Origin of the sequence: Ideonella paludis (assembly GCF_018069865.1) — a bacterium.
Classification (GTDB): domain Bacteria; phylum Pseudomonadota; class Gammaproteobacteria; order Burkholderiales; family Burkholderiaceae_C; genus Ideonella; species Ideonella paludis.
Genome location: NZ_JAGQDG010000001.1, coordinates 537,820 through 563,174 on the forward strand (window position 1 = coordinate 537,820; position 25,355 = coordinate 563,174).

General features: G+C 64.8%; 25 protein-coding genes. 10 read left to right on the forward strand and 15 right to left on the reverse strand.

Annotated elements, in window-relative coordinates; genetic code table 11:
* Positions 1–230 precede the first annotated feature (230 nt).
* Positions 231–503, forward strand: coding sequence for a YlcI/YnfO family protein (locus tag KAK11_RS02420; protein ID WP_210805772.1), 273 nt, complete (start codon positions 231–233; stop codon positions 501–503).
* Positions 500–814 carry a type II toxin-antitoxin system RelE/ParE family toxin gene (locus tag KAK11_RS02425; protein WP_210805774.1) on the forward strand — a complete coding sequence of 105 codons (315 nt, stop codon included), beginning with the start codon at positions 500–502 and terminating at the stop codon, positions 812–814. The genes KAK11_RS02420 and KAK11_RS02425 overlap by 4 nt, the downstream gene beginning before the upstream one ends.
* On the opposite strand, the gene KAK11_RS02430 is transcribed toward KAK11_RS02425, so the two are convergent.
* Entirely contained in the window at positions 808–1,707 is a 900-nt protein-coding gene (locus KAK11_RS02430; RefSeq protein WP_210805776.1) for a LysR family transcriptional regulator, read from the reverse strand. The two genes, KAK11_RS02425 and KAK11_RS02430, sit on opposite strands and share 7 nt — an antisense overlap.
* A gap of 138 nt (positions 1,708–1,845) precedes the next feature.
* Between KAK11_RS02430 and KAK11_RS02435 the strand changes: the two genes are divergently transcribed.
* The 5 genes from KAK11_RS02435 to KAK11_RS02455 all read left to right on the forward strand — a co-directional run bounded on the left by KAK11_RS02435 (position 1,846) and on the right by KAK11_RS02455 (position 4,902).
* Positions 1,846–2,070 carry a hypothetical protein gene (locus tag KAK11_RS02435; protein WP_210805778.1) on the forward strand — a complete coding sequence of 75 codons (225 nt, stop codon included), beginning with the start codon at positions 1,846–1,848 and terminating at the stop codon, positions 2,068–2,070.
* Between the two features lie 23 nt (positions 2,071–2,093).
* Positions 2,094–2,492, forward strand: a complete 399-nt coding sequence (locus KAK11_RS02440; RefSeq protein WP_210805780.1) for a tautomerase family protein — start codon at positions 2,094–2,096, stop codon at positions 2,490–2,492.
* 87 nt (positions 2,493–2,579) lie between these two features.
* On the forward strand, positions 2,580–2,963 hold the full coding sequence (locus tag KAK11_RS02445) for a VOC family protein (protein ID WP_210805782.1): 384 nt from the start codon (positions 2,580–2,582) through the stop codon (positions 2,961–2,963).
* Between the two features lie 29 nt (positions 2,964–2,992).
* Entirely contained in the window at positions 2,993–3,721 is a 729-nt protein-coding gene (locus KAK11_RS02450; protein WP_210805784.1) for a helix-turn-helix transcriptional regulator, read from the forward strand.
* Positions 3,722–3,864: 143 nt separating this feature from the next.
* Positions 3,865–4,902 (forward strand): M35 family metalloendopeptidase, encoded by a 1,038-nt coding sequence (locus KAK11_RS02455; protein WP_210805786.1) that lies wholly within the window; start codon positions 3,865–3,867, stop codon positions 4,900–4,902.
* Between the two features lie 92 nt (positions 4,903–4,994).
* Here the strand turns inward: KAK11_RS02455 and KAK11_RS02460 are convergent, their stop codons facing one another.
* From KAK11_RS02460 to KAK11_RS02470, 3 genes are all read right to left on the reverse strand, one after another.
* Positions 4,995–6,701, reverse strand: a complete 1,707-nt coding sequence (locus tag KAK11_RS02460; RefSeq protein WP_210805788.1) for an AMP-binding protein — start codon at positions 6,699–6,701, stop codon at positions 4,995–4,997.
* Positions 6,702–6,812: 111 nt separating this feature from the next.
* Positions 6,813–7,571: a sulfite exporter TauE/SafE family protein gene (locus KAK11_RS02465; RefSeq protein WP_210806629.1), complete on the reverse strand. Its 759-nt coding sequence runs from the start codon at positions 7,569–7,571 to the stop codon at positions 6,813–6,815.
* Between the two features lie 260 nt (positions 7,572–7,831).
* Positions 7,832–9,502, reverse strand: a complete 1,671-nt coding sequence (locus KAK11_RS02470) for a GMC family oxidoreductase (RefSeq protein WP_210805790.1) — start codon at positions 9,500–9,502, stop codon at positions 7,832–7,834.
* A 335-nt stretch (positions 9,503–9,837) separates the two neighbouring features.
* Here KAK11_RS02470 and KAK11_RS02475 point away from each other — a divergent pair, with 335 nt between their 5' ends.
* Positions 9,838–12,126: a calcium-binding protein gene (locus KAK11_RS02475; RefSeq protein WP_210805792.1), complete on the forward strand. Its 2,289-nt coding sequence runs from the start codon at positions 9,838–9,840 to the stop codon at positions 12,124–12,126.
* A gap of 33 nt (positions 12,127–12,159) precedes the next feature.
* Here KAK11_RS02475 and creD read toward each other — a convergent pair whose 3' ends face one another.
* From creD to KAK11_RS02500, 5 genes are all read right to left on the reverse strand, one after another.
* Positions 12,160–13,608: a cell envelope integrity protein CreD gene (creD, locus tag KAK11_RS02480; protein WP_210805793.1), complete on the reverse strand. Its 1,449-nt coding sequence runs from the start codon at positions 13,606–13,608 to the stop codon at positions 12,160–12,162.
* 92 nt (positions 13,609–13,700) lie between these two features.
* Positions 13,701–15,152, reverse strand: a complete 1,452-nt coding sequence (creC, locus tag KAK11_RS02485) for a two-component system sensor histidine kinase CreC (protein ID WP_210805795.1) — start codon at positions 15,150–15,152, stop codon at positions 13,701–13,703.
* A gap of 11 nt (positions 15,153–15,163) precedes the next feature.
* Entirely contained in the window at positions 15,164–15,871 is a 708-nt protein-coding gene (creB, locus tag KAK11_RS02490) for a two-component system response regulator CreB (protein ID WP_210805797.1), read from the reverse strand.
* A 21-nt stretch (positions 15,872–15,892) separates the two neighbouring features.
* Complete coding sequence (locus KAK11_RS02495; protein WP_210805799.1) at positions 15,893–16,534, reverse strand: MarC family protein; 642 nt, start codon at positions 16,532–16,534, stop codon at positions 15,893–15,895.
* Positions 16,535–16,582: 48 nt separating this feature from the next.
* Positions 16,583–17,359, reverse strand: coding sequence for a helical backbone metal receptor (locus KAK11_RS02500; protein ID WP_210805801.1), 777 nt, complete (start codon positions 17,357–17,359; stop codon positions 16,583–16,585).
* Between the two features lie 194 nt (positions 17,360–17,553).
* On the opposite strand from KAK11_RS02500, the gene rbp reads away from it, so the two are divergent.
* Complete coding sequence (gene rbp / locus KAK11_RS02505; RefSeq protein WP_210805803.1) at positions 17,554–18,000, forward strand: RNA-binding regulator; 447 nt, start codon at positions 17,554–17,556, stop codon at positions 17,998–18,000.
* Between the two features lie 85 nt (positions 18,001–18,085).
* Here rbp and KAK11_RS02510 read toward each other — a convergent pair whose 3' ends face one another.
* Genes KAK11_RS02510 through KAK11_RS02525 form a run of 4 tightly spaced genes read right to left on the reverse strand, consistent with a single transcriptional unit; the run spans position 18,086 to position 21,210 of the window.
* Positions 18,086–18,889, reverse strand: coding sequence for an SDR family oxidoreductase (locus tag KAK11_RS02510; protein ID WP_210805805.1), 804 nt, complete (start codon positions 18,887–18,889; stop codon positions 18,086–18,088).
* Complete coding sequence (gene lptC / locus KAK11_RS02515; protein WP_210805807.1) at positions 18,889–19,602, reverse strand: LPS export ABC transporter periplasmic protein LptC; 714 nt, start codon at positions 19,600–19,602, stop codon at positions 18,889–18,891. The genes KAK11_RS02510 and lptC overlap by 1 nt, the downstream gene beginning before the upstream one ends.
* Before the next feature lie 15 nt (positions 19,603–19,617).
* Positions 19,618–20,202, reverse strand: coding sequence for a KdsC family phosphatase (locus KAK11_RS02520; RefSeq protein ID WP_210805809.1), 585 nt, complete (start codon positions 20,200–20,202; stop codon positions 19,618–19,620).
* A 9-nt stretch (positions 20,203–20,211) separates the two neighbouring features.
* Positions 20,212–21,210, reverse strand: a complete 999-nt coding sequence (locus tag KAK11_RS02525; RefSeq protein ID WP_310737731.1) for a KpsF/GutQ family sugar-phosphate isomerase — start codon at positions 21,208–21,210, stop codon at positions 20,212–20,214.
* Between the two features lie 61 nt (positions 21,211–21,271).
* Between KAK11_RS02525 and KAK11_RS02530 the strand changes: the two genes are divergently transcribed.
* Entirely contained in the window at positions 21,272–23,269 is a 1,998-nt protein-coding gene (locus tag KAK11_RS02530; protein WP_210805811.1) for a monovalent cation:proton antiporter family protein, read from the forward strand.
* Positions 23,270–23,298: 29 nt separating this feature from the next.
* Here the strand turns inward: KAK11_RS02530 and KAK11_RS02535 are convergent, their stop codons facing one another.
* Both KAK11_RS02535 and mnmE read right to left on the reverse strand, forming a co-directional pair.
* On the reverse strand, positions 23,299–23,769 hold the full coding sequence (locus KAK11_RS02535; protein ID WP_210805813.1) for a Crp/Fnr family transcriptional regulator: 471 nt from the start codon (positions 23,767–23,769) through the stop codon (positions 23,299–23,301).
* A 169-nt stretch (positions 23,770–23,938) separates the two neighbouring features.
* Positions 23,939–25,345: a tRNA uridine-5-carboxymethylaminomethyl(34) synthesis GTPase MnmE gene (mnmE, locus tag KAK11_RS02540; RefSeq protein WP_210805815.1), complete on the reverse strand. Its 1,407-nt coding sequence runs from the start codon at positions 25,343–25,345 to the stop codon at positions 23,939–23,941.
* Positions 25,346–25,355: the final 10 nt, after the last annotated feature.

Here is a 25,355-nt window from a genome sequence, read left to right on the forward strand (position 1 = left end):
CTCATTATCACCAGCGTCGAGGTCTGCACACTCCAAATTGGCCACCAGCGGTGGGTTTGATGTACTCAGTTTCGAGGTGGGCTGCAGCATAACTTCAGGCCATTCATCCGGTTGCACCGGCTTGGGCTCGGCTTCAGACCCTGCCGTCTGCGCCGGATCACGTGAATGCCGCAAGAGCCATCGCCGAATGAACGCTTGAATTTGTATTGCATTCGCAATACATTAGCCTCATGAAGACCGCCGTCATCCCCCAAATTCGGGTAGAGCCCGAACTGCGCGCAGACCTGGAGTCCGTCCTTCGTGAGGGCGAAACGCTGACCGCCTTCGTCGAGTCCACGATGCGTAACGCCATCGCCTTCAGGCGCGTGCAAGACGAGTTTCATGCCCGGGCGCAAGCAGCGTCTGACGAGTACCACCGCACAGGTGTCTCTGTGCCGGTGGAAGCCGTGCTTGAAAAGCTGCAAGCCAAGCTGGACGCCAAGCGCAAGCAGCTCAAGCGATGAGCTTTGTCGTCGAGTTTTCGCCCATGGCCGAGGTCGACTTGGAACGGCTTTTCGACTTCTTGCTAGACAGGGCTGAGAGTGACGATGACCTCTACCGAGCGCAGGCGGTGATCGATGCTGTCAGGTCCACCGCAGTGCACCAGTTGGGCTCCACGCCGTTCAGTTTCCGCAAGTCAGGACAGAGCCCCGTGCAGAGGGAATTGATCATTCCGGTCGGCGCCACGGGCTATGTGGCACTTTATGAAATCGTGAGCCCCTCCAAGGTGGTGGTGCTGGCGCTGCGCCATCAGCGTGAAGAGGACTATCACTGACCTTCGCTCCCCACCCACCTCCCCCACCACTCAATACACGCCCGCAGCTTAGGCAGCCGCTGCCGCTCAGGCCGCATCACGGCGTAGACGGGCACGTGCTGGGGGTCGATTTGCTCAGTTAGGAGTTGCACCAGCGCGCCGCTGGCCAGGTGGGGGCGGGCCACGGGCTCGGCCAGGCGGGCCAGGCCTACGCCGTGCAGCACCAGGGCCAGGGTGGCGGCGCTGTTGTCGCTGCGGGTGCGGCCTTGCACCAGCCACTCACCGCCGCCTGCGGCGGGGGCAATGGGCCAGCGGTTGAGGCTGGGGCTGACGCTGCTGGCGATGAGGTGGTGTTGGTGCAGGTCGGCCACGGCTTTGGGCGCGCCGTAACGCGCCAGATAAGCGGGGCTGGCGCACAGCAGGCGGCCATAGCCGCCCAGGGGGCGAGCCACCAGGCCGTCTTGCAGCACCTCGCCGGTGCGGATGGCCAGGTCGATCCCGTCGCGGGCCATGTCGGCCAGGCGGTCGTCGGCGCTGAGGTCGATCTTCAGGTCGGGGTAGCGCTCGTACAGGCCGGGCAGGCTGGGGGCCACCACGGCCTCGGCCAGGGCGGGGCTGACGGCCACGCGCACCCAGCCGCTGGGCCCCGCCAAGCGGCCCCTTAAATCGGCCTGTAGAACCTCGGCATGACCCAGCATGGCGCGGGCGTGCTCGGCCACGGTGTCGCCCTCGTCCGTCAGCGAGAGGCCGTGGGTGCTGCGGTGCATCAGGCGCACGCCGCATTGGGCTTCTAGCCGCACCAGGGCGCGGCTGACTTGGCTGACCGGCCATTGGCGCTCGCGCGCGGCCGCCGAGAGCGAGCCCAGGGCCTGCACGCGCAAGAACAGGGCCAAGTCGTCGAGTTGCAGGTTCATGGCCGCATTGTGCGGCGGGCGGGCTTGGCTTTGCAAATAGTGCAAAAGCAATTGGCCTTTTGAGTGGTTTCGCGGGTTCTGCTTGCTGCTTAGAGTTCAGCCATCGCCCCAGCCACCCACCTCAAGGAGACCCGCACCATGCACACCCCCCCACCCGCCCTGGACGTTGCCACCCGCCACCTGCTGCGCACCCAGGCGCTGGCCGAGGCGCACCGTCTGCGCCAGCAAGCCTTGCAAGACGCGGGGGATGCGCTGTGGCAGGCCGCCACCGGCGCCGCCCACGCGGCCCAACGCGCCGCCACCCGGCTGCAGGCCCGCCTGCGGGCCCATGCCAAGCTGCGCCAGCGGCTGACCTTGGGTTGAAGCGTTAGGAAAGGCCCCACACCATGCCCACCCTGCACTTGCAGCTCTGCCCACCCCAAGAGCCCGCGCGCCTTCGCGCCTTGGCCCAGGCACTGACCCAGCTCAGCACCACGGTGCTGGGCAAGCGCGCGTCCGTCACGGCGCTGCACATTCAGCAAACCGAGGCCTGGCTGTGGGCACTGGGGGGCGAAGCGCCCAATGCGCCCATGGCGCTGGTGGAGATCCGCATCAGCCAAGGCAGCAATACCGATGAGGAGAAGGCCGCCTTTGTGGCCCAGGCTTTTGCCGCGCTGCAAGCCCACCTGGGCGGCAGCAGCCCCTTAGCCGAAGCCAGCTATGTGACGGTGCTGGAGGTGCCTGCTCAACATTGGGGTTACGGGGGGCTGACCCAGGCGCAGCGCAAAGCGATGAGCGCGGGCTGACTCTGCTGACACCACGGTGTCAGCAGGGGGTGGGCACCATGTGAAGACGTTTTCTTCTTCACGTTCAATTCACTGGAGCCCCTTCTCATGACCCACCCCACCCACGCCATTGCTTGGTTCGAGATCCCTGTGCAAGACCTGGCCCGCGCCCAGGCGTTCTATGAGGCCGTGACGGGCCACGCCCTGCGGCGCGAGGCCATGGGCCCGTCGCAAGGCGCGGTGTTTGCCTATGACTACCCGCAGGGTGTGGGCGGTGCGCTGATGTGTGGGCCCACGGCACCGGCGCCCGCCACCGGCGGCACGCTGGTGTATCTGGACGCCAGCCCCTCGCTGGACGCCGCCTTGGCCCGCGCCGTGGCGGCCGGGGGCCAGGTGGCGCTGCCGCGCCAGGCCTTGCCACCGGGCATGGGCTTCTTTGCGCACATCACCGACCTGGACGGCAACCGCGTGGGCTTGCACGCCCTAGACTAAGCCGTCCATCGCCACACCGCTATTGCCAGATGCGCCGCGCTGACCGCCTGTTTCAACTCGTCCAGATCATCCGCGGGCGGCGGCTGACCACGGCGGCGTTTTTGGCGCAGCGGCTGGAGGTGTCAGAGCGCACCATTTACCGCGATGTGGCCGACCTGCAAGCCCAGGGTGTGCCGCTGGAAGGCGAGGCGGGTGTGGGCTATCGGCTGGGTGCGGGGTTTGACTTGCCACCCCTCTTGTTCAGCGCTGAAGAGGCGATGGCCTTGGTGGCCTCGGTGCGGCTGGCCCAGCCTTGGTTGGACCCGGCCCTGGCCCGCGCGGCCGAGCTGGCCTTGGGGCGGGTGATGTCGGTGCTGCCCAGCAGCACGCGCGCCGCTGCCCAGGCCTTGCCCTTGTTTGCGCCACCCGTGGCCTCGGCCAGCCTGAGCCCGGCGCAGCAGCAGGGCTTGCAGCAGTGGCGCGAGGCCACGCAAGCGCGCTTGCGGGTGAGCCTGCACTACCGCGATGCCGAGGCCCAATCCAGCCAGCGCTGCGTGCGGCCCTTGGGCTGCTTTTATTGGGGCGGGCGCTGGACGCTGGCGGCCTGGTGCGAGCTGCGCCAAGACTTTCGCAGCTTTCGCCTCGACAGGCTGGTGGCGGTGGAGGTGCAGGCCTTGCCGCAAGGCCGCTTTGCCGATGAGCCCGGCCGCACCCTGGCGGACTACCTGCGCAGCCGCGCACCGGCAGAGGTGGTGGCGCAGTGGCAGCAAAGTAGTTGATCCTTCTTAGGCTCAATATCTTCGTTACATCTCTTGCCAAAGACATACAGGATCGGCGGCATACCCCTCGGGACATTTGGGGCCAACAAGCCTAGAGTCGGCCCTTCCATCAACAAGGCCTGACCAGGCCCTCGGGAGATCTCATGAAGAAGCTGTCCGCTGCACCCGTGTTTCTCGTGTCCATGCTGGGCTTGAGCTCAGCGCAAGCTGCCACAAGCTGCTTGGATGTTCAGTTGAGTGCGCCCCAAGCCGTGTTGCGCGGTAACGTGGATGTGAGCATTGACGTGGCCGTCAGCAACCGCTGCGGCCACGCGGTGAAGGTGCTGCGCTGGCAGTTGCCCAGCGACGAGGTCGAGGGCCGCTTGTTCCAGATCGAGCGTGATGGTCAGCCCGTGACCTACCTGGGCCCAGTCTTCAAACGCGCCAAGCCCACGGCGGCAGACCATGTGACGTTGGCGGCAGGCTCCACCACGCGATACACCGTCGAGCTGACCGGGACTTATGACCTGAGCCAAAACGGCGAGTACAGCATCAGCTACATCGGGCGCGGCCAGCGCGGCGTCAACACCGAGTCGCTGAACTCCGCCGCCCTGACGCTGTGGCTGCAAGAGCGCACCGAGACCGCCAGCGCCAGCTTTGCGCCAGCCGCCATTGGCACGCAAGCCACGCTGAGCTTCACCGGCAAGTGCACCACCACGCAAAAGAGCACGCTGACTTCGGCCGTGACGGCCGCCACCAACTACTCGGTGGCGTCCACCAATTACCTCAATGGGCCAGCCTCAGGCACGCCGCGCTACACCACCTGGTTTGGGGCCTTCAGCAGCGGCAACTGGAACATCGCCAAAGCCCACTTCACGGCGGCGCGTGATGCCTTTCAAACCAAGCCCATCACCTTGGATTGCTCGTGCAAGCAGAGCGGCACCTATGCCTATGTCTACCCTACCCAGCCCTACAAGATCTATGTGTGCGGCGCGTTCTGGAACGCCCCGATGACGGGCACAGACTCCAAGGGCGGCACGTTGGTGCACGAGATGATGCACTTCAATGTGGTGGCGGCCACCGACGACTGGGCTTATGGCCAAAGTGCGGCCAAGTCCCTGGCCATCTCCAGCCCCACCAAGGCCTTGGACAACTCGGACAGCCACGAGTACTTTGCGGAGAACACACCCTTCCAGAACTGAGTCCCGCAGGCCCGCCAAGGGCCTGTTGACGCCCTTCACGACAAAGGCCCCCGGCGCCACAAGCACCGGGGGCCTTTTGCATCAGGCGCAGATCAATAAGCCCAGAGCACTGGCTTGCCCAGGCGCACCCAGCCTTCGTAGTGGTGGCCAAAGGCCTTGTCGACTTGGTTGCGCTTGACCTTGAAGGTGGGCGTGATCAGCTCGTTGGCCACGGTCCAGGGCTCGGTCATCAAGACCACGCAGTCGAGTTGCTCGTGCGGGTCTAACTGGGCGTTCAGCTTCTTGAGGAAGCCGGCCATGGAGGCTTCCAGCTCGGCGCGCCCTTCTGCCTGCGAGGCCTTGCGCGCGGCCTCGGGGTTGAGCATGGCCAAGGCCAGGGGCTGGCCCATATTGGCGCCGACCACGCAGCAGGCCTCAACAGCCTCGTGGGTGACCAGCTTGTCTTCAATGGGCGCCGGGGCGATGTACTTGCCCTTGCTGGACTTGAACAAGTCTTTGATGCGGCCGGTGATGCTGAGGTTGCCCTCGGCGTCGAACTGGCCTTGGTCGCCCGTCTTGAGCCAGCCGTCGTCGGTGAAGGTCTCGCGGGTTTGCTCGGGTGATTTGTAGTAGCCCAGCATCACGCCGGGGTGGCGCATTTGGATCTCGCCGGTGGCCATATCGATGCGGGTCTCCACGCCGACATGGTTGGGGCCGACGGTGCCGGGGCGCGGCTGGCCGGGGATGGTGCATTGGCTCAGGCCGCAGTTCTCGGTCATGCCGTAGACCTCCATCACCTCCAGGCCCAGCTTGGCATACCAGCGCAGCAGGTCTGGCGGCATGGGGGCGGCGCCACCGGCCGCGAACTCGCATTGGTCCAGGCCCAGCGCTTTTTGAATCTTGCGGCGCACCAGCCAACCCACCAAGGGCAGGCCCAAGAGCTTGTCGAGCTTGGCCGGCGGCATCTTGGCATGCACACCCTGCTGGAACTTGACCCACAAGCGCGGCACCGAGAAGAAGGTGGTGGGGCGAGCGCGCTGCAGGTCGGCCGCAAAGGTCTCTAAGCTTTCGGCAAACCACACGCGCATGCCGGTGGCCAACTGGCCATGCTCCACCAACACGCGCTCGGCCACGTGGGACAGTGGCAGGTAGCTGAGCATGCGGGTGTCTTGGCGCATGGGCACGCGCTTGAGGCCCGAGGCCACCGACCAGGCAAAGGTGCCGAAGCTGTGCATCACGCCCTTGGGCGTGCCGGTGGTGCCCGAGGTGTACATCAGGGTGCACAGCTCGTCTGCCGGCCGCACAGGGTTGCCGCCCAGTGGGCCGGTGCTGGCCGAGATGTCTTCCCAGCGCAGGCCCGGGGCGTCTTCCGGGCTCAGCGGCATGCGCACGCAAGGCAGGCCTTGCGGAATACCCGCACGCATGTCGGCAAAGCCGTCGAGCTTGCCCACAAAGAGGGCGCGAGATTCAGAGTGGGCGAGGATCTGGGCAATGGTGTCAGCCGCCAAGGTGGGATAGAGCGGCACCGAGACATACCCCGCCATCCAGATGGCCCAGTCGGCCATCAGCCACCAAGCGGTGTTCTTGGACAAGATGGCCACTTTGGCGCCAGGCTCAAAGCCCTGAGCCTTCAGCCAAGCCGCCATGCGGCGGGTTTCCTCCAGGGCTTCACGCCAAGTGAAGTCGCGCACCACGCCGCCCCCCACAGGCTGGCTGAACGCGATGCGCTGGGGCGAATGCTGCTCCCAGTGATACAGGCGCTCCAGGGCCAAGTGGCTGGCCGGGACCTGGGTATCGGTAGCGGGATTGAAGCTGCTCATGTTTGGCATAGGGGTTAGGGGTCCAACGAATCTACGGCGCAGAGCCTACCCACTGACTGCAGGCGCAGGCATCGGCGTCTACCCTTGGAGACTGTCAGTTCTGAGAAAGTTTCAACGTAAAAAGGCGTCGTAGCCGGTTTTACAAATCAGCGCCCCCACCACCACGATGAACACGCCGCGCACAAAGCCCGCCCCATGCTTGAGCGCCAAGCGTGTGCCCAGCAGGCTGCCGGCCACATTGGCCACGGCCAGCACCGCCGCCATGTGCCACCAGATGTGGCCCTTCCAGGCAAACAAGCCAATGGCCGCTGCGTTGGTGGACATGTTCAAGAGCTTGGCGCTGGCCGAGGCATGCAAGAAGTCGTAGCCCAACAGGCGCACAAACAAGAAGACAAAAAAGCTGCCGGTGCCTGGGCCAAAGAAGCCGTCGTAAAAACCAATGGTGAGGCCCACGCCGGTGGCCAGCCAAGCCTCTTGGCGGCCTTCAAAGCGCGGAGCGTGTTCGCGGCCCAGGTCCTTTTTCGCTAAGGTGTAGATGAGGATGGCCAGCAGGATCAGGGGCAAGGCTTTGCGCAAGCCCTCGGCGCTGATGAGGGTGAGCACCCAAGCGCCGGCAAAGCTGCCCACCAGGGCCGCCGCCACGGCCGGCGCCAGTGCCCCCCAGCGCAGGCTGACGCGGCGGGCATATTGGCTGGCCGCCCAGGCCGTGCCCCAGATGGCCGCGCCCTTGTTGGTGCCCGAGAGCGTGGCGGGGGCAGCGGCTGGAAAGGTGGCAAACAAGGCGGGCAAGAGCACCAGCCCACCGCCACCGACGATGGCATCGACAAAGCCGGCCAAGGCGGAGGCCGCCGTGACGATGATCCATTCCAACATTGCTGCATCCAAGCTGTGCAAAAGCTGTCGAGGGTAGCACCCCAAAAACAAAGGGCACCAGCGGTGACTGGTGCCCTTGCTTTGCGATGCGTCGTGCTGGCATCTACCCGGGTGAGGGCGGCCAACTGGCTCGATGAGTTCTGGTTATCGGCCCGACAGTTTGTCTCCTCGGACCCCCATCAACGCGGCACCCCGTGGGGGTGCATCGCTGAGAGTGAGCGCACTGTAAAGGGGCGCGAGCGCGCCTCGTATCCGTGCTAACCCCGGGCTAGGGGTGTTTGCAACATCCACTCGGCGGCCTTCTCGGCCAGCATCAAGACTGGTGAATTGGTGTTTCCACTGGTGATCAGCGGCATCACGCTGGCGTCGGCAATGCGCAGACCCGCCACACTCTTAAAGCGGAGTTGGGCGTCCACCACCGCCGTCGGGTCGTCATCGCGCCCCATCTTGCAGGTGCCCACCGGATGAAAGATGGTGGTGCCGATGTCGCCGGCCAAGCGAGCCAAATCGTCGTCGCTTTGGTACTGAACGCCAGGCTTGATCTCCTGCGGCTGGTAGCGGGCCAGCGCGCTTTGGCTGACGATGCGGCGGGTCAGGCGCAGCGAATCGGCCGCCACTTGCCGGTCTTCCGCCGTGGAGAGGTAGTTGGGGCGAATGGCGGGGGCGGCTTTGGGGTCGGCCGAGGCGATGTCCACCCGGCCGCGCGAGCTGGGGTTGAGGTTGCACACGCTGGCCGTGAAGGCATTGAAGCGGTGCAGCGGCTCGCCAAAAGCATCTAGCGACAAAGGCTGAACGTGGTACTGAACATTGGGGTGCGGCTGCTGAGGCGACGAGCGCGTGAACGCCCCCAACTGCGAAGGCGCCATGCTCAGGGGGCCGCTGCGCTTGAGCGCGTATTCCAAGCCCATCATCGCCTTGCCCCACAGCGAGTGCGCCATGGTGTTCAAGGTTTTGACGCCGCTGACTTGGTAGACCGAGCGGATCTGCAGATGATCCTGCAAGTTGGCGCCCACTGACGGCAAGTCTTGCTGCACGTTGATGCCCAGGGCTTGCAGGGTTTGAGCCGGGCCCAGCCCCGAGCGCTGCAGGATGGCCGGCGTGCCAATGGCGCCGGCGGTGAGCACCATTTCGGTGGTGCAGCGGGCCTGCACGGGCTCTCCGCCTTGCTCGGGGATGATCTCCACGCCCACGGCGCGTAAGCCACCATCAGCCTGGGGCTCCAGCAGCAAGCGCTGCACCGTGGCGCCCAGCCACACCTGCAAATTGGGGCGCGCAAAAGCGGGGCGCAAAAAGGCCTTGGCGCTGTTCCACCGAAACCCGCTGCGCTGGTTGACCTCGAAGTAGCCCACGCCCTCGTTGCTGCCGCGGTTGAAGTCTTCCGTCGCGGGCACACCGGCTTGCTGTGCCGCCTGAGCAAAGGCGTCCAAAATCTCCCAAGACAGGCGCTGCTTTTCCACCCGCCACTCGCCCCCAGCGCGCTGGCCCTTGGGGTCAAAGCCCGGCGCCGCATGGAAGGCGTTCTCACCCTTCCAATGGTCCTCGTGGCGCTTGAAATAAGGCAGGCACTGGTCCCAGCGCCAATGCTCGGCCCCCGTCAGCGTGGCCCATTGCTCATAGTCGCGCGCCTGGCCGCGCATATAGATCATGCCGTTGATGCTGGAGCAGCCGCCCAGCACCCGCCCCCGTGGATAGCGCAGCGAGCGGCCATTGAGCCCCGCATCGGGCTCCGTCTTGTAGAGCCAGTCGGTGCGCGGGTTGCCAATGCAATAGAGATAGCCCACCGGAATATTGATCCACAGATAGTCGTCCCGACCACCGGCCTCGATGAGCAACACGCGGCGAGACGGGTCCGCCGAAAGCCGGTTGGCCAACAGGCAACCGGCCGTGCCGCCGCCGATGACGATGTGGTCGTAGGTGTTGGAACTCATGGATACAAGAAAGACTGCGGGGGAGATGGGGGAGTGTGCCGCATGCAGCCAAGCTTCTGCGCCGAGACCGCTTGACCTTAGATGCGGGCGAACCCTGATGAAGGCCCCATCGACCCAAGCCCCCGTCAATCTAGGGGGGTCACTGAACAGCTCAATCCATGGAATGGCCACCCACTGAAAATTCAGAGGCCGACATTCAAAGGGCTGCGCCAAGCACTGTCAGGTGTTGAGTACACAAGAGCGGCCCCACACATTCATATTTGATTGCATCAACGGAGTGAGGAGAGACCATGAGCCGAGGCCTATTCGTCCAGCGCGTTCGCCAACCCTGGGAGTTGGACACCCAAGCCACCGAGACATCCCTGTTCAGTCCCATCCGCTGGGACTTGTTCGCGAGCACCTTGGCGGACCCGAGCGCTATTGGGATGCAGCAGGTCATCGTAGGGACAACCGGCAATGACTACCTCACGGGTACCGGTGCGGCAGATGTGATCGACGGTCTTCAGGGCGCCGACACGATGGCTGGCGGGACTGGCGACGATGTCTACATCGTCGATAACGCCGCAGATGTGGTTGTTGAGGCCACCGAAGAAGGCTTCGACACCGTGCTAGCCAGCGTCAGCACGGCATTAAGCGCCCATGTTGAGGACTTGATCTTGACTGGGGAGGCTATCCAGGGCACCGGCAATGACCTCAATAACGTGATCCGTGGCAACGACAGGAACAACGTCTTGTATGGCTTGGGCGGATGGGACGGTCTGTATGGCGGAGGTGGCGATGACACTTTGCATGGCGGCGAAGACGTCGATACCCTTTATGGAGATGACGGTAACGACATGCTGTACGGTGAGGCCGAACAAGACGTCATGCATGGTGGTAGCGGTGATGATCGCTTAGAGGGCGGGAGCGGCAATGACTTAATCAGCGGTGACAGCGGTACCGATACCCTGATGGGCGGCGACGGAGACGATTACTTGGAGGGTGAGGCTGGCATCGATCAGATGCTGGGGGACGCCGGTAACGACAGCTTTGGTTTCCAAGCTTCAAGCGTCATGGGCACATCGGGGTTGATCGACGGAGGAGCCGATACAGATAGCCTCTTCGTTGATTTACGCGTGTCGACAAGTCCCCTCATTTGGCACCTCAACCCTGATCAAGTCTACAGACTGATGGGAACCGACATTACCCATGTCGAAAGCCTGCATCTTTTGCTGGCCAACGGCGATGATGTCGTAACAAACCTGATGAGCATTGGCAATGACACACTCGCTGGCGAAGGTGGTCACGACTACCTGGCCAGTGGTGCCGGAAATGACTTCCTCTTGGGTGGCGACGGTAGCGACACCCTACTTGGTGGGGAAGGTAGTGATGAACTGAATGGCGACCTAGGCGCAGACTACGTTCACGGGGGTGCCGGAGACGACCTCATGACGCACTTATTGGTAGACGCCAACCAGAATGACGCAGACACACTTATCGGCGGTGACGGGCTAGACACTTTGGCGGCCCAATGGAGTGCCAGTATCAACAACATCACTCTGGTCAACAGTGCATGTCAGACATTACACGTAGGGAGCATGACCCTTTCTGGATTTGAGCGGTTTTCTGTGCAAACAGGTTCCGGTAACGACAAGCTTTCCAATGCAGGGTTCAGCGCAAATGACTGGTTTGTGAGTGGTGGAGGCAACGACACCCTTATCGGCGGAGGAGGCGACGACCTTTTGGCTGGTGAGGCAGATAACGACAGTTTGATCGGCGGCGACGGCGTCGATTACTTGGATGGAGGAACTGGGTCAGACACGCTATTGGGTGGAGCGGGTGACGATCAATTGATTGACAGTGTCCAGTTTGTCCCCGACTCAAGCCCCGATGTATTAAATGGTGGCGCAGGCGTTGATTCCCTGTCTGCAGACTGGAGTTGTGCTGACACAAGCATTGTCTGGCGCAACGATCCGAATGTAGTCAAGATCGTATACGGCAATAGCATCACAGGCATTGAGAGTCTCTACCTGACTCTGGGCGAGCACAACGACTCCATCACCAATCTGGTGGCCGGAGGCAGCAACTTCATCGACGGCCGGGGTGGTAACGATCGTATTGAACTCGGCGCTGGCGCAGACACGCTGGCCGGAGGTACGGGTAACGACACCCTGATTGGTGGCCGCGGAGCCGACGAGTTGTCGGGGCAGGAAGGCAGAGACACCTTTGTCTTCAACGGCCTTGATGCTGCTGACTTGATTTGGGACTTCAACGCAGCAGATGATGTGCTGCGTTTCGACATGGCTGGGCTTCCAGTGGGTGACCGCGACAGGCTCGTGGAGGGCGCATGCGTCATCAACAGTCCGGGCGGCTTCTCCAACAAAGCCGAGTTGGTGATTTGCACGCAGAACATTGAGGGTGAAATCACGGCAGAAAGCGCTGCTCTCGCCATTGGCAGTGCAACAAGCAACTACGCCTTGGGCCAAACTTGCCTGTTCACGGTCAGCAACGGCAGTGATTCTGCGGTGTACTACTTCAAATCCACCGACCGCAATGCCCACGTCAGCGCCACTGAGCTGAAGCTGCTGACCACGCTGTTAAGCGCACCCACCACAACCATTGACGATTACATCTTTGGCCCCTGAATCCAGGGGGCGTCCGATGGGCGCCCCCTCAGGTTAGCCTGCCAACTTGCTGTCGTCCGGCGTCCCCCGCGCATCCTCAAACAAGCGATACCAGTCCACCCGACGGGTCAGCCACATCACGGCGGCGACGGCGGTGAAGAGGCCCACCGAGCCGATGACGAGTGCCGTTTGTTCGCGTTGCAGCAGCACATACATCAGGCCGTAGAGCAAGGCCATGGCGGCGCCGAAGAGCACGCCCGCTTTGCGCTGGCCCAGCATGTGGGCGGTGTAGCTGCCCAGCAAGGTGACGCAGGCGGTGCTGGCGGCGGCGTAGGCCACCCAAAAGGCAAAGTGCTCGGACAGGCTGAGCAAGAGCAGGAAGAACAGCGTCAGCGCCAAGCCCACCAAGGCGTATTGAACCGGGTGGACGCGGCGCACGCGGCCCTTGCCCAGCACCTCGACCAGGCCCACGGCCACAAAAGTCAGTGCAATGAAGAGCAGGCCGTACTTGGTGGCGCGGTCGCTGAGCATATAAGGGTTGACCGGGTCGATGAAGGCCACAGCCAGGGTGTCTACGCAGCCCTTGGCGCCGCTGGCTTCGGCCGCCGCTGCGACGGCGTAACGCTGATCATCATCAAACCCTCTTGGTGTGTTGGACAGGTCGCATATCGCTGCATCGTCCAGCACCTGCTTGGGCGCGGCCGAAGCCAAGGAGGACACCTTCCACTGCGCCTCAAAGCCGGCGTCGCTGATGCTGCGGTCGGTGGGCAAGAAGCGGCCGCCAAAGGAGGGGTGCGGCCAGTCAGAGCTGAGCTTCCAGGTGGTGGCGTTGGCAGCGGGCACCACGGCCAAGCGCGCCGTGCCCACCAGTTCCAGCTCGATGCGCGCCGTGACGGCAGCCTTGTCGTCGGCCAAGGGCCAGGGCGCAGGCAGGGTCACGTGAAAGCCTTGCTTGTACTCGGCATGTTGGGTGCCGGGCTGCACCGCAAACTCTGTGCCTTGCACCACGGCTTTGGCCTGGCGCACGCCGCGCACGTCGCCCAGCGCCAGCAGCAGCACCGCAGGCTGGCACTTCAGCCGCCCATCGGCGCGCTCGGCCACCGGCCGCATGGCCTGGGCGTTGGCCCAATCGGCGTCCAAAGCAAAACGGCCCACATAACCATTGACCTTGAACAAGCCCCGATAGCGCGGCTCGCTGTTCAGGGCGCTGGTGATGCGCAGGTTGTCGGGCGTGGCCTGCAGCAGGAACTCGCGCTTCTCCACCACTTTCTTTTTGTCTTTGCCCTCGCCCACGGTGCTGTCCCACTCTTCGGCGCATTGGCGCTGCAGCAGCGGGCCGAGCACGGTTTGCGCGCCGGCTTGGGACTGCTGCACGCTGCGTTCGGCCTCTTGTTGGCGCTCGGCGCGCTCGTCCACCAAAAAGCCGATGCGGGCTAACACCATAGTGAGCCCCAGCGCGAAGGCGCCCACAGCGACAACTTTGCCCAACAGGGGGAATTTCATGAGATGGCCTCCAGCCTCGGTTCAGAAGGCTCAGAGCATCTCGCTGCTGCGTGAAGGCAGAAGGGGCTGTGTGAAGCGGGCGTGAAGTCGCCTCAGGGCAGGCGAATGCTCAGGCGCAGGCCGGGCTCGGCATTCTGGACGGACCAACTGCCGCCATGCAGCGCCACCACCTGGCCGACGATGGCCAAGCCTAAGCCACTGCCCTTGCGGCCATCGACCGGGTTGACGGTGGCAAAAAAGCGCTGGCCCAACTGCGGCAGTGCGTAGTCGGGCACGCCGGGGCCGTGGTCGCGCACGCTCCAGCACACCTCGCGGCCCTCGCGCTGCACCGCCAGGTCAAGCTGGCGCGGCTGGCCTTGGGCACCGTGCTGGCAGGCATTGACCAGGGCATTGGACAAGGCCAAAGCGAGGCTTTCAGCATCGCCCCGCACCGGGGCGTGGTCTCGCGCCAGCCAGTGCACCGTCAGGCCGCTTTGGCTGAGCAGCGCGGCATGCTCGGCCAGCAGTTGCTCGGTCAGGGCCACCAGGTCGATGGGGTCGCGGTGGGCGGGGCTGCGCTGGGTCTCCAGCTTGGACAGCGCCAACAGCTTGTCCACCAGCTCGCGCAGGCGCTCCACTTGCCCCTCAATCTGTGCGGTAAAGCGCTGTCGATCTGCCGCCGGCAGCTCGTCTTGCAGCAGCTCGGCCGCGCCTTGAATGGCGGTGAGCGGGCTCTTCAGCTCATGCGTCAGGGCGCGCACATCGTGCTCCAGACGATCCCGGCCTTCCAGGCGCTGGCGCATGCGGTCCATGGCTTGGGCCAGCTCGCCCAGCTCGCCGGGCAGCTCGGGCGGCCGGGGCGCGGCGGCCAGGTCGCCCTGTGGCTCGCCCACCGCCAAGGCATAGCGGCGCAGGCGGCGCACCGAGGCCACGGTCCACAGCGTCACGCCCAATCCCACCAGCAGCGACAGGCCCATCAGCCACACGCCGGCCCAGAAGATTTTGCGCTCGGCACGGTCGATGAAGGGCGCGACGGTGGCCAGGGGCTTGCCCACCGTCACCACGCCCAGCAGGCGTCCGTCTTGCTGCACCGGGGCGGCGACAAACATCACCGAGGTCCGGTCGTCGGTTTGCACCTCGCGGGTGGCGCGGGCACCGTATTCGCCGCGCAGGGTGCGGGCCACATCGCGCCAGCGGGAGTAGTCTTCGCCCACCGCCGGTTTGGGGCCGGAGTCAAACACCACCCGGCCCGAGGCGTCCGTCACATAGACCCGAAAGTCCAGGGTGCGTTTGTTCAGGCCCCAAATCTTGGCGTCGATGGGCCGGCTGGCGTAGTTCTGCACCTGCTGGGCAAAGGCCGAGCCTTCCAGCGTGCCACCGGGCGGCAAGGCGGCTAAGTCTGGCGTGGCCGTCTCGGCCAGCAGGTTGGCGGTGTCGATGAGGATGTCTTCCATCACCTCGCGCACGCTGGGTTTGACCTCGGCCAAGAACACGCGCAGCACAAAGAAGGCCGCAAGGCCGGTGATCAACAAGAAGCCCCCCAAGAGGCGCAGGCCGATGCGCATGGCTTGGCCTCTCAGTCGCTGCGGGCTGGCGGCAGCTCCAGCGCATAGCCCAAGCCCCGGTGGGTGGCGATGGGTTCCAGATCGGGCCGACACTCGCGCAGCTTGGCGCGCAGGGTCTTGATGTGGGTGTCCACGGTGCGGTCGGTGGCTTCGCTCTGCAGGCCCCAGACTTGGTCCAGCAGCCATTCGCGCGAGCGGATGCGCCCCGGCGCACTCAAGAGCGCGGCCAGCAGGCGGTACTCCATGCGTGTGAGGCCCAGGGTGTGGCTGGCATAGCGGATGCGCTGGCCGTCGGCATCGAGCTCGAACAAGGATGCCGGGCTGGCGGCGGGCGCGGGCGAGAGGGCCGAGCGGCGCAGCAACGCGCGCAATCGGGCCACCAGCTCACGCGGGCTGAAGGGCTTGGTGAGGTAGTCGTCGGCGCCGGTTTCCAGCGCAATCACACGGTCCATCTCTTCGGCACGCGCCGTCAGCATCAGCACCGGCAGGGCGCGCAGGCGGACGTCGTCAGCCGCACGCCATTGGCGGCAGAGGTCCATGCCATTGCCGTCGGGCAAGCCCACATCCAACACCGCCACATCGGGGCGCTGGCGCAGGGCGTGTTGGTGGGCATCGCGCAACAGCAGGTGATGCTGCACCTCAAAGCCTTCACGCTGCAGCGCAAACACCACGGTGTCGGCAATCGCCGGGTCGTCTTCGAGCAGCAGGACCTGGGGCATGTGGAGCGATCAACAACGGGCTTAACGCGCCAGATGAGAGCCAAGCACCGGGAAGAGCTTGAGCAAGCCGTCTTGCAAGAGCTCCACGGCCATGGCGGCCAAGATCAAGCCCATCAGCCGGGTCATCACATTGATGCCGGTTTGGCCCAGCACCTTGGCAATGCGGCCCGAGGCCGAAAAGGCCAGATACGTGGCCACCCCAATCACCACGCCATAGCCCACCAGGGCGGCATGCTCCCAAAAGCTGCGCGTCTTCTCGGCATAAATGACCATGGTGGAGATCGTGGCCGGTCCGGTCAGCAGCGGAATGGTGAGGGGCACCACCGCAATGGAGGAGCCCGAGTCCGCCTTGGCCTGGCCGTCGTCCACATCTTTGGCGCGGCTCTCGGCGGGCTGGGCGTTCAGCATGTTCAGCGCGGAGATCAAAAGCAACAGCCCCCCGCCCACCTGGAAGCTGGCGATGGAGATGCCAAAGAACTCAATGATCTTCAGCCCCGCCACGCTGCTGATGGCGATGACCAAAAAGGCGGCCAAAGAGCTGATGCGGATGGTGCGCTGGCGCTCCTCCCGGCTGAGGTGCTGCGTGAAGTGAATGAAAAAAGGCACCACGCCAATCGGGTTGACGATGGCCAGCAAGGCGATCAGGGGCTTGAGGAAGTCCATGGGCGCGCATTCTGTCTGCTGCGCTGCCGATTGGCGAGCCAGGTGGCGTTAAGTTCGACACGTCAGCAGCTCGGCCGCATAGCGCAGGCCCGCCGCGGCCCGCGGCCCATACCAGCTCAGCAGCTCGCCATCCACCAGCCGCACCCGGGCGTTCGGGCACAGCGTTTGGGCCGCGGCCAGGTGTTGCTCGGTGAACTGATAGGGCTCGCTGGAGAGCCAAACCTCTTCAATGGCCGCGAGCCAAGGCTCGTCACCCTGCAGCACGGGGTAGCGCCCCGCACCGTGCGGGCCGCCCTCGACCGCGGGCCAGGTTTGGGCGCCCACCCGGGCCAGCAAGCGGCTGATGTAGGTGTCGCGGGCCACGGTCATCCAGGGCTCGCGCCAGATCAGGTACAGCACTTTGGGCGGCGGCTCGGGCGCGGCAGCGCTCACCTCGGCCAAAGCCTGCTGCAGTTCTCGCTCCAGGGTTTGCACACGCGGGAGCACCGGCGGCAAGTGCCCAAAGTGCTCGGCCATTTGCGCCAGCAAGCCCAGGTTGTCCTCAGGGCCGCAAGGGTGGGTCACGATGATGTGGGGGACGAACTCGCGCAGCGCCGCCACGGTCTCCAAGCGGTTCTCGTCCACATTGACCAGCACATGCGTGGGCGCCAGCCGCCGCAGCTTGGCCACATTCACATCTTTGGTCCCACCCACTTTGGGAACGGCACCCGCCTCTGCCGCAGGGTGAATGCAAAAGCCGGTGCGCGCCACCACCCAGGGGCCTAGCCCTAAGGCAAAGAGCAATTCGGTGAGGCTGGGGACCAAGCTGGCGATGCGTGTCTGCATAGACCGGATGCTATCCCCACATAAAAACGACACTTTGTTGCTTTGCGCTTTACTTCCAAAGAGAAATTGGTTTCATAATGGGTCGGGGTCGGAAACGTCCCCAAGTTGCTGTGTATGGACGCGGCGCCTTCGCTTGATGGTTCACGCTGGGTTGAAGCTCCACATGGTCTTTTTGTTCTAAAGGAGCTTCCCCGATGGGAAACAAACTCTATGTCGGCAACCTCGCTTACAGCGTGCGCGACGACTCTCTGCATCAAGCTTTCTCTGAATTCGGCACCGTCACGTCCGCCAAGGTCATGATGGACCGCGACACCGGCCGCTCTAAGGGCTTCGGTTTCGTCGAAATGGGTTCGGATGCTGAAGCACAAACCGCGATCAACGGCATGAACGGCCAGGCCCTCGAAGGCCGCGCTATTGTCGTGAACGAAGCCCGTCCTCGCGAAGAGCGTCCGGGTGGCTTCGGTGGCGGCCGCAGTGGTGGCGGTGGCGGCGGCTACGGTGGTGGCGCTGGCGGCGGTGGCCGTAGCCCCTACGGTGGCGGCGGTGCTGGCGGCGGCGGCCGTAGCCCCTACGGCGGCGGTGGCCGCAGTGGTGGTGGCGGCGGCGGTGGCGGCTACGGCGGTGGCCGCGGCGGTTACTGATCAGCCCCTCTGGAGCCTCTAAGGCTCCAGACCCCGATCAAAAGCGCAGATGGGCAACCACTGCGCTTTTTGCATTTCTGGGGGCTCAGTCCTCGCCGCGCCGCTTCTTTCGGCCACGCCCGGCAAACAGGGCGTCAAACACCGGGTTGGGCAGCAGGCGCATCAGCTTGGCCACCACCCCCATCTGCCAGGGAATGACCCGGTAGCTGCTGCCCGCCGTGATGGCCTCAAAGGCCTTCTGGGCGAAGTCTTCGGGCTGCATCAAAAATGGCATGGGATAGGTGTTGGCCGCCGTCAGCGGGGTAGCGATATAGCCCGGCACCAAGGTCACCACCTGCACCCCGAACGGGCGGCATTCGCCGCGCAGGCTTTCGCAATAGGCCACCACAGCGGATTTGCTGGCGCAATAAGCGCCATGCCCCGGCAAGCCGCGGATGGAGGCCACGCTGGCCACCCCCACCAAGCGGCCGCTGCGGCGCTCGCGCATGGGTGCGACAAAGGGATGAAAGGTCGCCGCCAGCCCTAAGTTGTTGGTGGCGAAGGTGTCGCGCATCACGTCCAGATCTTCGCGAATGGCGGTGTCCATGCCCACGCTGATGCCGGCGTTCGCAATGACGGCATCGGGCAGGCCGCACTCCGCCAAGCAGCGCTGACCGGCCGCGACAATGCTGTCCACATCCTGCACATCGGCTGCGGTGACCCAGCATTGATCTTGGGTGAAACCTTGAGCAAGTGCCCACTCACGAAGCACTTCGACCCGCCGTGCCACCAGAGCCAGACGCCAGCCTTGCCGCGCAAACTGCAGCGCCAGCGCTTGGCCGATGCCACTGGAGGCCCCGGTGATGAACACCAAAGGGTGCGACGAAACCGCAGCAGGGGCGTTGCTCATCAGGGCTTTAGGAAGGCTGGGGCCACATTGGGCTGCAGGCGGGCTTGCACTCGGCCCTGCAGCAGGAGTTGGCCCTGGGTTTGGTCAAAGTCCAGGGCATCGGCCTGGAACTCACTCTGGCCTTGGCGCACGCGCACCGGCTTGTCAGCCACCATGCGGCGCTCTTTGAGATAGGCGATCAAGCGATCGCCTTCGATCTGCACCACGTCGCCCTCGGCGCCGGTACTGACCACCTTGGCGCCGCCCTCCAAGCGGACTTGCGTGCCATCGCCCAAGGCTACGGCGCGTCGCGCGGTGGCATGGGTGACGCGGCCATCCTCGCCCGTGGCAATGAGCTGCACGATGTCGATCTCGATCTCGTCGGTGTCCGGATAGTGGCGCAGTTGTTCGCCCATCAAGCGGGCGATGGGACGGCCTTGGGCATCGAAGCGCTCAATGCTGAAGGTGGCCATGGTGTAGTCAGGCTCATGCCGGACGGCTTTTTCGGCCGCGGGGCCGACAGGCTTGGGCGCGTTCTTCACCAACCACCAGGTGCCCAGCGCCAGCAAGGCCATCATCAACAAGGGCAGGTAAGTGGCCAGCAGGCCCTTGAGACGCGTCGGCCAATGCACCACCCGGCGTCGCTGACCAGGCCCCGCCACCACGGGGGCCAGCGGTTCGCTGAGCGAGGCCGGGACCTCGGGCAGGTCAGGCAGATGCAAAGGATGGTTCATGTAGCGGGCCGCAGCTCAGCGACCATCTAAGGTCTGCAGGTGGCCGCGCAGCAGGAGCTCATAGCGGCCCGCCGCCACCAGCAGCAGGTCGCAAAACTCGCGGGCTGCGCCTTCACCGCCGCGCAAGGCACTGACATGGTCAGCCACCGCCTTGACCTCTGGGTGGGCATTGGCCGGGGCAGCGGCAAAACCCGCCCGGCACAGCAGCGGCAAGTCCGGCCAGTCGTCGCCAATGGCGGCCACATCGGCCCAGTCAATGCCTTGGGCGTCGAGCAAGGGCTGGGCGGCCGCCAGCTTGTCGCTGACGCCAAACAGCGCATGGGTCAGGCCCAGGTCGGCCACGCGCCGCCGCACGGCCGGGGAGTCTCGGCCAGTGATCACCACCGGCAAGATGCCGCCTTGGGCCAAGAGCTTGAGGCCGTGGCCGTCCAGCGCATGAAAGGCTTTGAATCCCTCGCCGCCCTCGCCAATGAAGAGCCGCCCATCGGTGAGCACGCCGTCCACATCAAAAATGGCCAGCTTGACACCCAAGCCTTGGCCTTGGGCCTTGAGCAACAACTCGGGTTCAAACCGCAGGGCGGGGGTGGTGATCTCGCGCATGGGGTTCTCTTAAATCACCTTGGCCTGCATCAGGTCGTTGGTGTTGATGGCGCCGCACAGGCGCTCGGCCTCGTCCACCACCAGCAAGCTGGTGATGCGGTGCTGCTCCATCAAGGTGGCCGCTTCAGCGGCCAGCGCATCGGCGCGCACCGTCTTGGGCCGGGCAAACATCACCTCGCTGGCCTTCAAGGCGCGCAGGTCGGCGCCAGTTTCGATCAGGCGGCGCAAATCGCCATCGGTGAAGATGCCCAGGATGCGGTCGCCGCCGTTCACAGGCTCCACCACCGCTGTCGCGCCCAAGCCCTTTTGCGACATCTCATGCACCACCTCTAAGAAGGACGCATCAGCCAAGACACGCGGCACTTGCTCGCCCGAGCGCATCAGGTCGCGCACATGCATCAGCAGCTTGCGGCCCAGCGCGCCACCAGGGTGCGAGCGGGCAAAGTCTTCTTCGCGGAAGCCACGCGCATCCAGCAAGGCCACTGCCAATGCATCACCCAATGCCATTTGCGCCGTGGTGCTGGCCGTGGGGGCCAGGTTCAAGGGGCAGGCTTCTTGCTGCACGGTGCACAGCAAGACATGGTCCGCATGGGTGGCCAAGGTCGACTGCGGCCGCCCAGTGAGCGCCACCAAGACCACGCCCAAGCGGCGCAGCCCCGAGAGGATGGCGTTGATCTCATCGCTCTCGCCCGAGTTGGAGATGGCCAGCACCACATCGCCGGGCGCCACCATGCCCAAATCGCCATGGCTGGCCTCGCCGGGGTGCACGAAGAAGGCCGGGGTGCCGGTAGAGGCCAAGGTCGCGGCAATCTTGCGGCCCACATGGCCGCTCTTGCCCATGCCCATCACCACCACGCGGCCGCGAATGGCCAAGATGGCCTGCACCGCTTGCACAAAGTCTTGGCCCAGCAAATCGCGCACACCCAGCAAGGCTTGAGCCTCGATGTCAATGGTGCGGCGCGCCAGTTCCAAGGCGCGGTCAGCTTCTTGAGCAGTGAGTGGTTTCACAGGCGGGTGTCTGGTTGAGAATAGGGGGATTCTAGAAGGCGACAGAGAAAGGGTTTCCGGATTGGCCACGACGCTTGAATTGGTGCTGCTCTACCTCATCGCCGCCGTGGCCGGCGTGGTCGCTTGCCGATTGATGCGTCTGCCGCCCATGCTGGGCTATCTGGTGGTGGGCGTGTTGATCGGCCCCAATGCCCTGGCCTTGGCCAAGGACTCTGCTGGGGTGAAGTACCTGGCCGAGTTTGGCGTGGTCTTTCTGATGTTCGTCATCGGGCTGGAGTTCAATCTGCCCAAGCTGCGCAGCATGCGCACCCTGGTGTTTGGCTTGGGGCTCAGCCAAGTGGTGCTGACCATACTGGGCGCCCTGGTGGGCAACACGGCGTTGATCTGGCTGTTCAGCGTCACCACCCGGCCCTGGGAGCTGGGTTGGCAAGGCGCGGTGGTGCTGGGCAGCGCAATGGCCATGTCGTCGACCGCCATCGTCGTCAAGATGATGGCCGAGCGCCTAGAGCTCGAGAGCGAGCACGGCAAACGCGTCATCGGCGTGCTGCTGTTCCAGGACTTGGCGGTGGTGCCGCTGCTGGTGTTGATCCCGGCCTTGAACTCCTCGCCTGAAGACATGGTCAGCTCCATGGCCCTGGCTTTGCTCAAAGCCACGCTGCTGTTGACGGTGCTCTTGGTGGGCGGGCAGCGGGTGATGCGGCGCTGGCTGACGCTGGTGGCGCGGCGCAAGAGCGAAGAGCTGTTTGTGCTGAACGTGCTGCTGGTGACGCTGGGTTTGGCCTACCTCACCGAACATGCGGGCTTGTCCCTCGCACTGGGCGCCTTTGTCGCCGGCATGTTGATCGCCGAAACCGAGTTCAAGCACCAGGTGGAAACCGACATCCGGCCCTTCCATGACGTGCTGCTGGGCCTGTTCTTCATCACCATTGGCATGAAGCTGGACTGGCGCCCTGTGCTGGATGAGTGGCTGTTGGTGCTGCTGCTGACCACCCTGCCCGTGTTGGCCAAAGCCGTGCTGGTGACGGGCTTGGCCTGGGCGTTTCGAGCGCCCACCGGTGTGGCCATTCGAACGGGTCTGTATTTGGCGCAAGCCGGTGAGTTCGGCTTTGTGCTGCTGACCCTGGGCGCCGAGCACCAGCTCATTGCGCCGCAGTGGATGAGCCCGGTGCTGGCTTCCATGGTGCTGTCCATGCTGGCCACGCCCTTCATCATCATGTACGCCGACCGCATCGTGGTGCGGCTGGCCGCCAGCGACTGGATGATGCAATCGGTGGCGCTGACCACCATCGCCAAAAAAGCCATGCGCACCGAGGCGCACGTCATCATTTGCGGCTACGGCCGCAGTGGCCAAAACCTGGCGCGCTTGCTGGAAAAAGAAGCCATCCCCTATATGGCGCTGGACCTGGACCCTGACCGCGTGCGCCAGGCTGCGGCGGCTGGGCAAAGCGTGGTGTTTGGCGACGCCGCGCGCCTGCAAAGCTTGATGGCGGCGGGCTTGGCCCGCGCCAGCGCCGTGGTCATCAGCTACCACGACACCCCCTCGGCGCTGAAGATCTTGCAGCAGGTGCGGGAGCACGCCCCTCAGGTGCCGGTGGTGGTGCGCACCATCGACGACAGCGACCTGGAAGCCCTGCGTGCTGCCGGTGCCACCGAGGTGGTGCCCGAAGCGGTGGAAGGCTCGCTGATGCTGGCCAGCCATGCGCTGGCGCTGGTGGGTGTGCCCATGCGGCGGGTGATCCGGCTGACGCGGGACGCCCGGGATGCCCGCTACAGCCTGCTGCGTGGCTACTTTCATGGCGCTGATGACGACACCGCCGAAGAACTGGAGCAAGCCCGGCTGCACAGCGTGCCGCTGCCGCTGGCCGCGGCCTGCGTGGGCCAGACCTTGGCCCATCAAGCCTTACACGCGCTGGGCGTGAATGTGGTGTCGGTGCGGCGCACCGATGGCCGGGTCATCAACCCTCAGGATGAGTTGATGCTGGCCGGTGGCGACACCTTGGTGTTGGCCGGCAAGCCGGAACAGCTGGCCTTGGCCGAGAAGAAGCTCTTGACCGGTTGAGCCCGGACCTTCGGAGCCAGCGCGCTGGCTCAGGCCATAGGCAAGCCGCGCTCCAGGCTCGCTTGCATGCGGGCCACCATCACGGCGCCCAAGCTGCGCAGCACCTCCAGCGCCATCGCGGTTTGGCGCAGGGCCATTTCATCCAAGCGGTGGCGGGGCAAAGCCCACACGGTGCAGGGCGACATGGCTTCAACCTGCGCCATGCGTGGCGCGTCACCAAACATGGCGGATTCACCCACGATGGAGCCGGGACGCAAGATGGCCACCGGCCGGCGGCCCGACTGCGGCGGTGCCGGCACATAAAGCTGCAGCGTGCCTTGCTCCAGCAGGTAGAGCGTGCGCTCGGTGTCACGGTACTTCACCAGGACCTCGCCCGAGCGCAGGCTGACTTCGTTGAAGTAGTCGCCCAACAACTGCCATTGGCGCGCATCCAAACGCGGCCTGAAGCTGTCTTCCGCATTGAGCGATTGCACCGCTTGAATCACTTGGTCGAATGCCATCTTGGCTCCCTCACAAACCTCAAGCCCACACCACCGCACGCAAAGATGCGCATGTTCAGGGCGAACACTGAGCGCGATTATGAGCAGCGGTACCCAGACGCCGCAAGCCAACAATAGGGGAGCCGGCATCCCACGCTGGAGGCGGCTCACAGCTAGACGCGAGAGTTTTCTATTTGCCGATACAAAAGCGCGTGAAGATTTCTCCCAGGAGATCATCGGCACTGAAGCGGCCGGTGATCTCCTGCAAGGCTTGGTGGGCCAAGCGAAGCTCTTCCGCGAACAAGTCCAGCGCTGCATCGGCCTGCGCCGCATGCTCAGCCGCCAAGCCCAAGTGCTCGCGGGCGCGACCCAGCGCATTGACATGGCGGCTGCGGGCAATGAACACGCCCTCAGGTGCGGCTTGCCAGCCGGCCCGCTCCAGCAAGAGCTGGCGCAAAGCCTCCAGGCCTTGGCCGGTGCGGGCCGAGAGCATCAGCGCCGCGCCACCCTGGCTGTGAGCCTGGGCGACTGCAGCCGCCTCCTGGGGCGCATCAGCCTTGTTGTAGACCTGGATCAGGCGACTGCGGTCCACCTGAGAGAGACGCTGCGCAATGCGAGCTTCCGCCGCTTGGTAATCGGGGTCATTCAGACGGGTCAAATCGTGCAGAAACAACACCGCATCCGCGCTGGCAATCGACTCCCAACTGCGCGCCACGCCAATGCGCTCCACGTCGTCGCTGGCGTCGGCGTCGTCGCGCAAGCCTGCGGTGTCGGTCACATGCACGGGCACGCCTTGGATTTGGATGGTCTCGCTGACCCGGTCGCGCGTGGTGCCCGCAATAGGCGTGACGATGGCCAGCTCGGCCCCGGCCAGCGCATTGAGCAGCGAGCTTTTGCCCACGTTGGGCTGGCCCGCCAGCACCACGCGCAGGCCCTCGCGCAGCAGGGCACCTTGGCGCGCGCGGGACTGCACCGCCTCGAGTTGGGCCAGCACGCGCTGCAGCTTGCCGCGAGCATCGGCCTTCTCGAGGAAGTCGATTTCTTCCTCGGGGAAGTCCAGCGTCGCCTCCACCAACATGCGCAGGTTGACGATGCGCTCCGCCAAGGCGTCGATCTCTTTGGAGAACGCCCCGCCCAAAGAGCGGCTGGCCGAGCGCGCCGCAGCCTCGGTGCTGGCGTCGATCAAATCGGCCACGGCCTCGGCCTGCGCCAGGTCGAGCTTGTCATTCAGATAGGCCCGCAGCGTGAACTCACCGGGCTCTGCCAAGCGCAGGCCCATGGCCGCACCGGCTTCTAAGCAGCGGGCCAAGAGCAGTTGCAAGACCACCGGCCCACCATGCGCTTGCAGCTCCAGCACAGCCTCGCCGGTGTAGCTGTGGGGCGCCGGAAAGTGCAGGGCCAAGCCGTGGTCAATGGCCTCGCCCTCAGCGGTCTTGAACGCCCCGTAACGCGCTTGGCGGGGCGCCAAGGGGGCACCAATCAGCGCGGCTATCAGCGGCTGCAGGTCGCGGCCGGAGGCGCGCACAATGCCCACGGCCCCGCGTCCGGGGGCCGTGGCGATGGCAACGATGGGGTCTTGATGGCGGCTGAGTGACACAGCCGCGATT

Coding starts and splice junctions, on each gene's coding strand:
- KAK11_RS02420 (WP_210805772.1), top strand. CDS start 231: ATGAAGACCGCCGTCATCCCCCAAATTCGGGTAGAGCCCGAACTGCGC.
- KAK11_RS02425 (WP_210805774.1), top strand. CDS start 500: ATGAGCTTTGTCGTCGAGTTTTCGCCCATGGCCGAGGTCGACTTGGAA.
- KAK11_RS02430 (WP_210805776.1), bottom strand. CDS start 1,707: ATGAACCTGCAACTCGACGACTTGGCCCTGTTCTTGCGCGTGCAGGCC.
- KAK11_RS02435 (WP_210805778.1), top strand. CDS start 1,846: ATGCACACCCCCCCACCCGCCCTGGACGTTGCCACCCGCCACCTGCTG.
- KAK11_RS02440 (WP_210805780.1), top strand. CDS start 2,094: ATGCCCACCCTGCACTTGCAGCTCTGCCCACCCCAAGAGCCCGCGCGC.
- KAK11_RS02445 (WP_210805782.1), top strand. CDS start 2,580: ATGACCCACCCCACCCACGCCATTGCTTGGTTCGAGATCCCTGTGCAA.
- KAK11_RS02450 (WP_210805784.1), top strand. CDS start 2,993: ATGCGCCGCGCTGACCGCCTGTTTCAACTCGTCCAGATCATCCGCGGG.
- KAK11_RS02455 (WP_210805786.1), top strand. CDS start 3,865: ATGAAGAAGCTGTCCGCTGCACCCGTGTTTCTCGTGTCCATGCTGGGC.
- KAK11_RS02460 (WP_210805788.1), bottom strand. CDS start 6,701: ATGAGCAGCTTCAATCCCGCTACCGATACCCAGGTCCCGGCCAGCCAC.
- KAK11_RS02470 (WP_210805790.1), bottom strand. CDS start 9,502: ATGAGTTCCAACACCTACGACCACATCGTCATCGGCGGCGGCACGGCC.
- creD (WP_210805793.1), bottom strand. CDS start 13,608: ATGAAATTCCCCCTGTTGGGCAAAGTTGTCGCTGTGGGCGCCTTCGCG.
- creC (WP_210805795.1), bottom strand. CDS start 15,152: ATGCGCATCGGCCTGCGCCTCTTGGGGGGCTTCTTGTTGATCACCGGC.
- creB (WP_210805797.1), bottom strand. CDS start 15,871: ATGCCCCAGGTCCTGCTGCTCGAAGACGACCCGGCGATTGCCGACACC.
- KAK11_RS02495 (WP_210805799.1), bottom strand. CDS start 16,534: ATGGACTTCCTCAAGCCCCTGATCGCCTTGCTGGCCATCGTCAACCCG.
- KAK11_RS02500 (WP_210805801.1), bottom strand. CDS start 17,359: ATGCAGACACGCATCGCCAGCTTGGTCCCCAGCCTCACCGAATTGCTC.
- rbp (WP_210805803.1), top strand. CDS start 17,554: ATGGGAAACAAACTCTATGTCGGCAACCTCGCTTACAGCGTGCGCGAC.
- KAK11_RS02510 (WP_210805805.1), bottom strand. CDS start 18,889: ATGAGCAACGCCCCTGCTGCGGTTTCGTCGCACCCTTTGGTGTTCATC.
- lptC (WP_210805807.1), bottom strand. CDS start 19,602: ATGAACCATCCTTTGCATCTGCCTGACCTGCCCGAGGTCCCGGCCTCG.
- KAK11_RS02520 (WP_210805809.1), bottom strand. CDS start 20,202: ATGCGCGAGATCACCACCCCCGCCCTGCGGTTTGAACCCGAGTTGTTG.
- KAK11_RS02535 (WP_210805813.1), bottom strand. CDS start 23,769: ATGGCATTCGACCAAGTGATTCAAGCGGTGCAATCGCTCAATGCGGAA.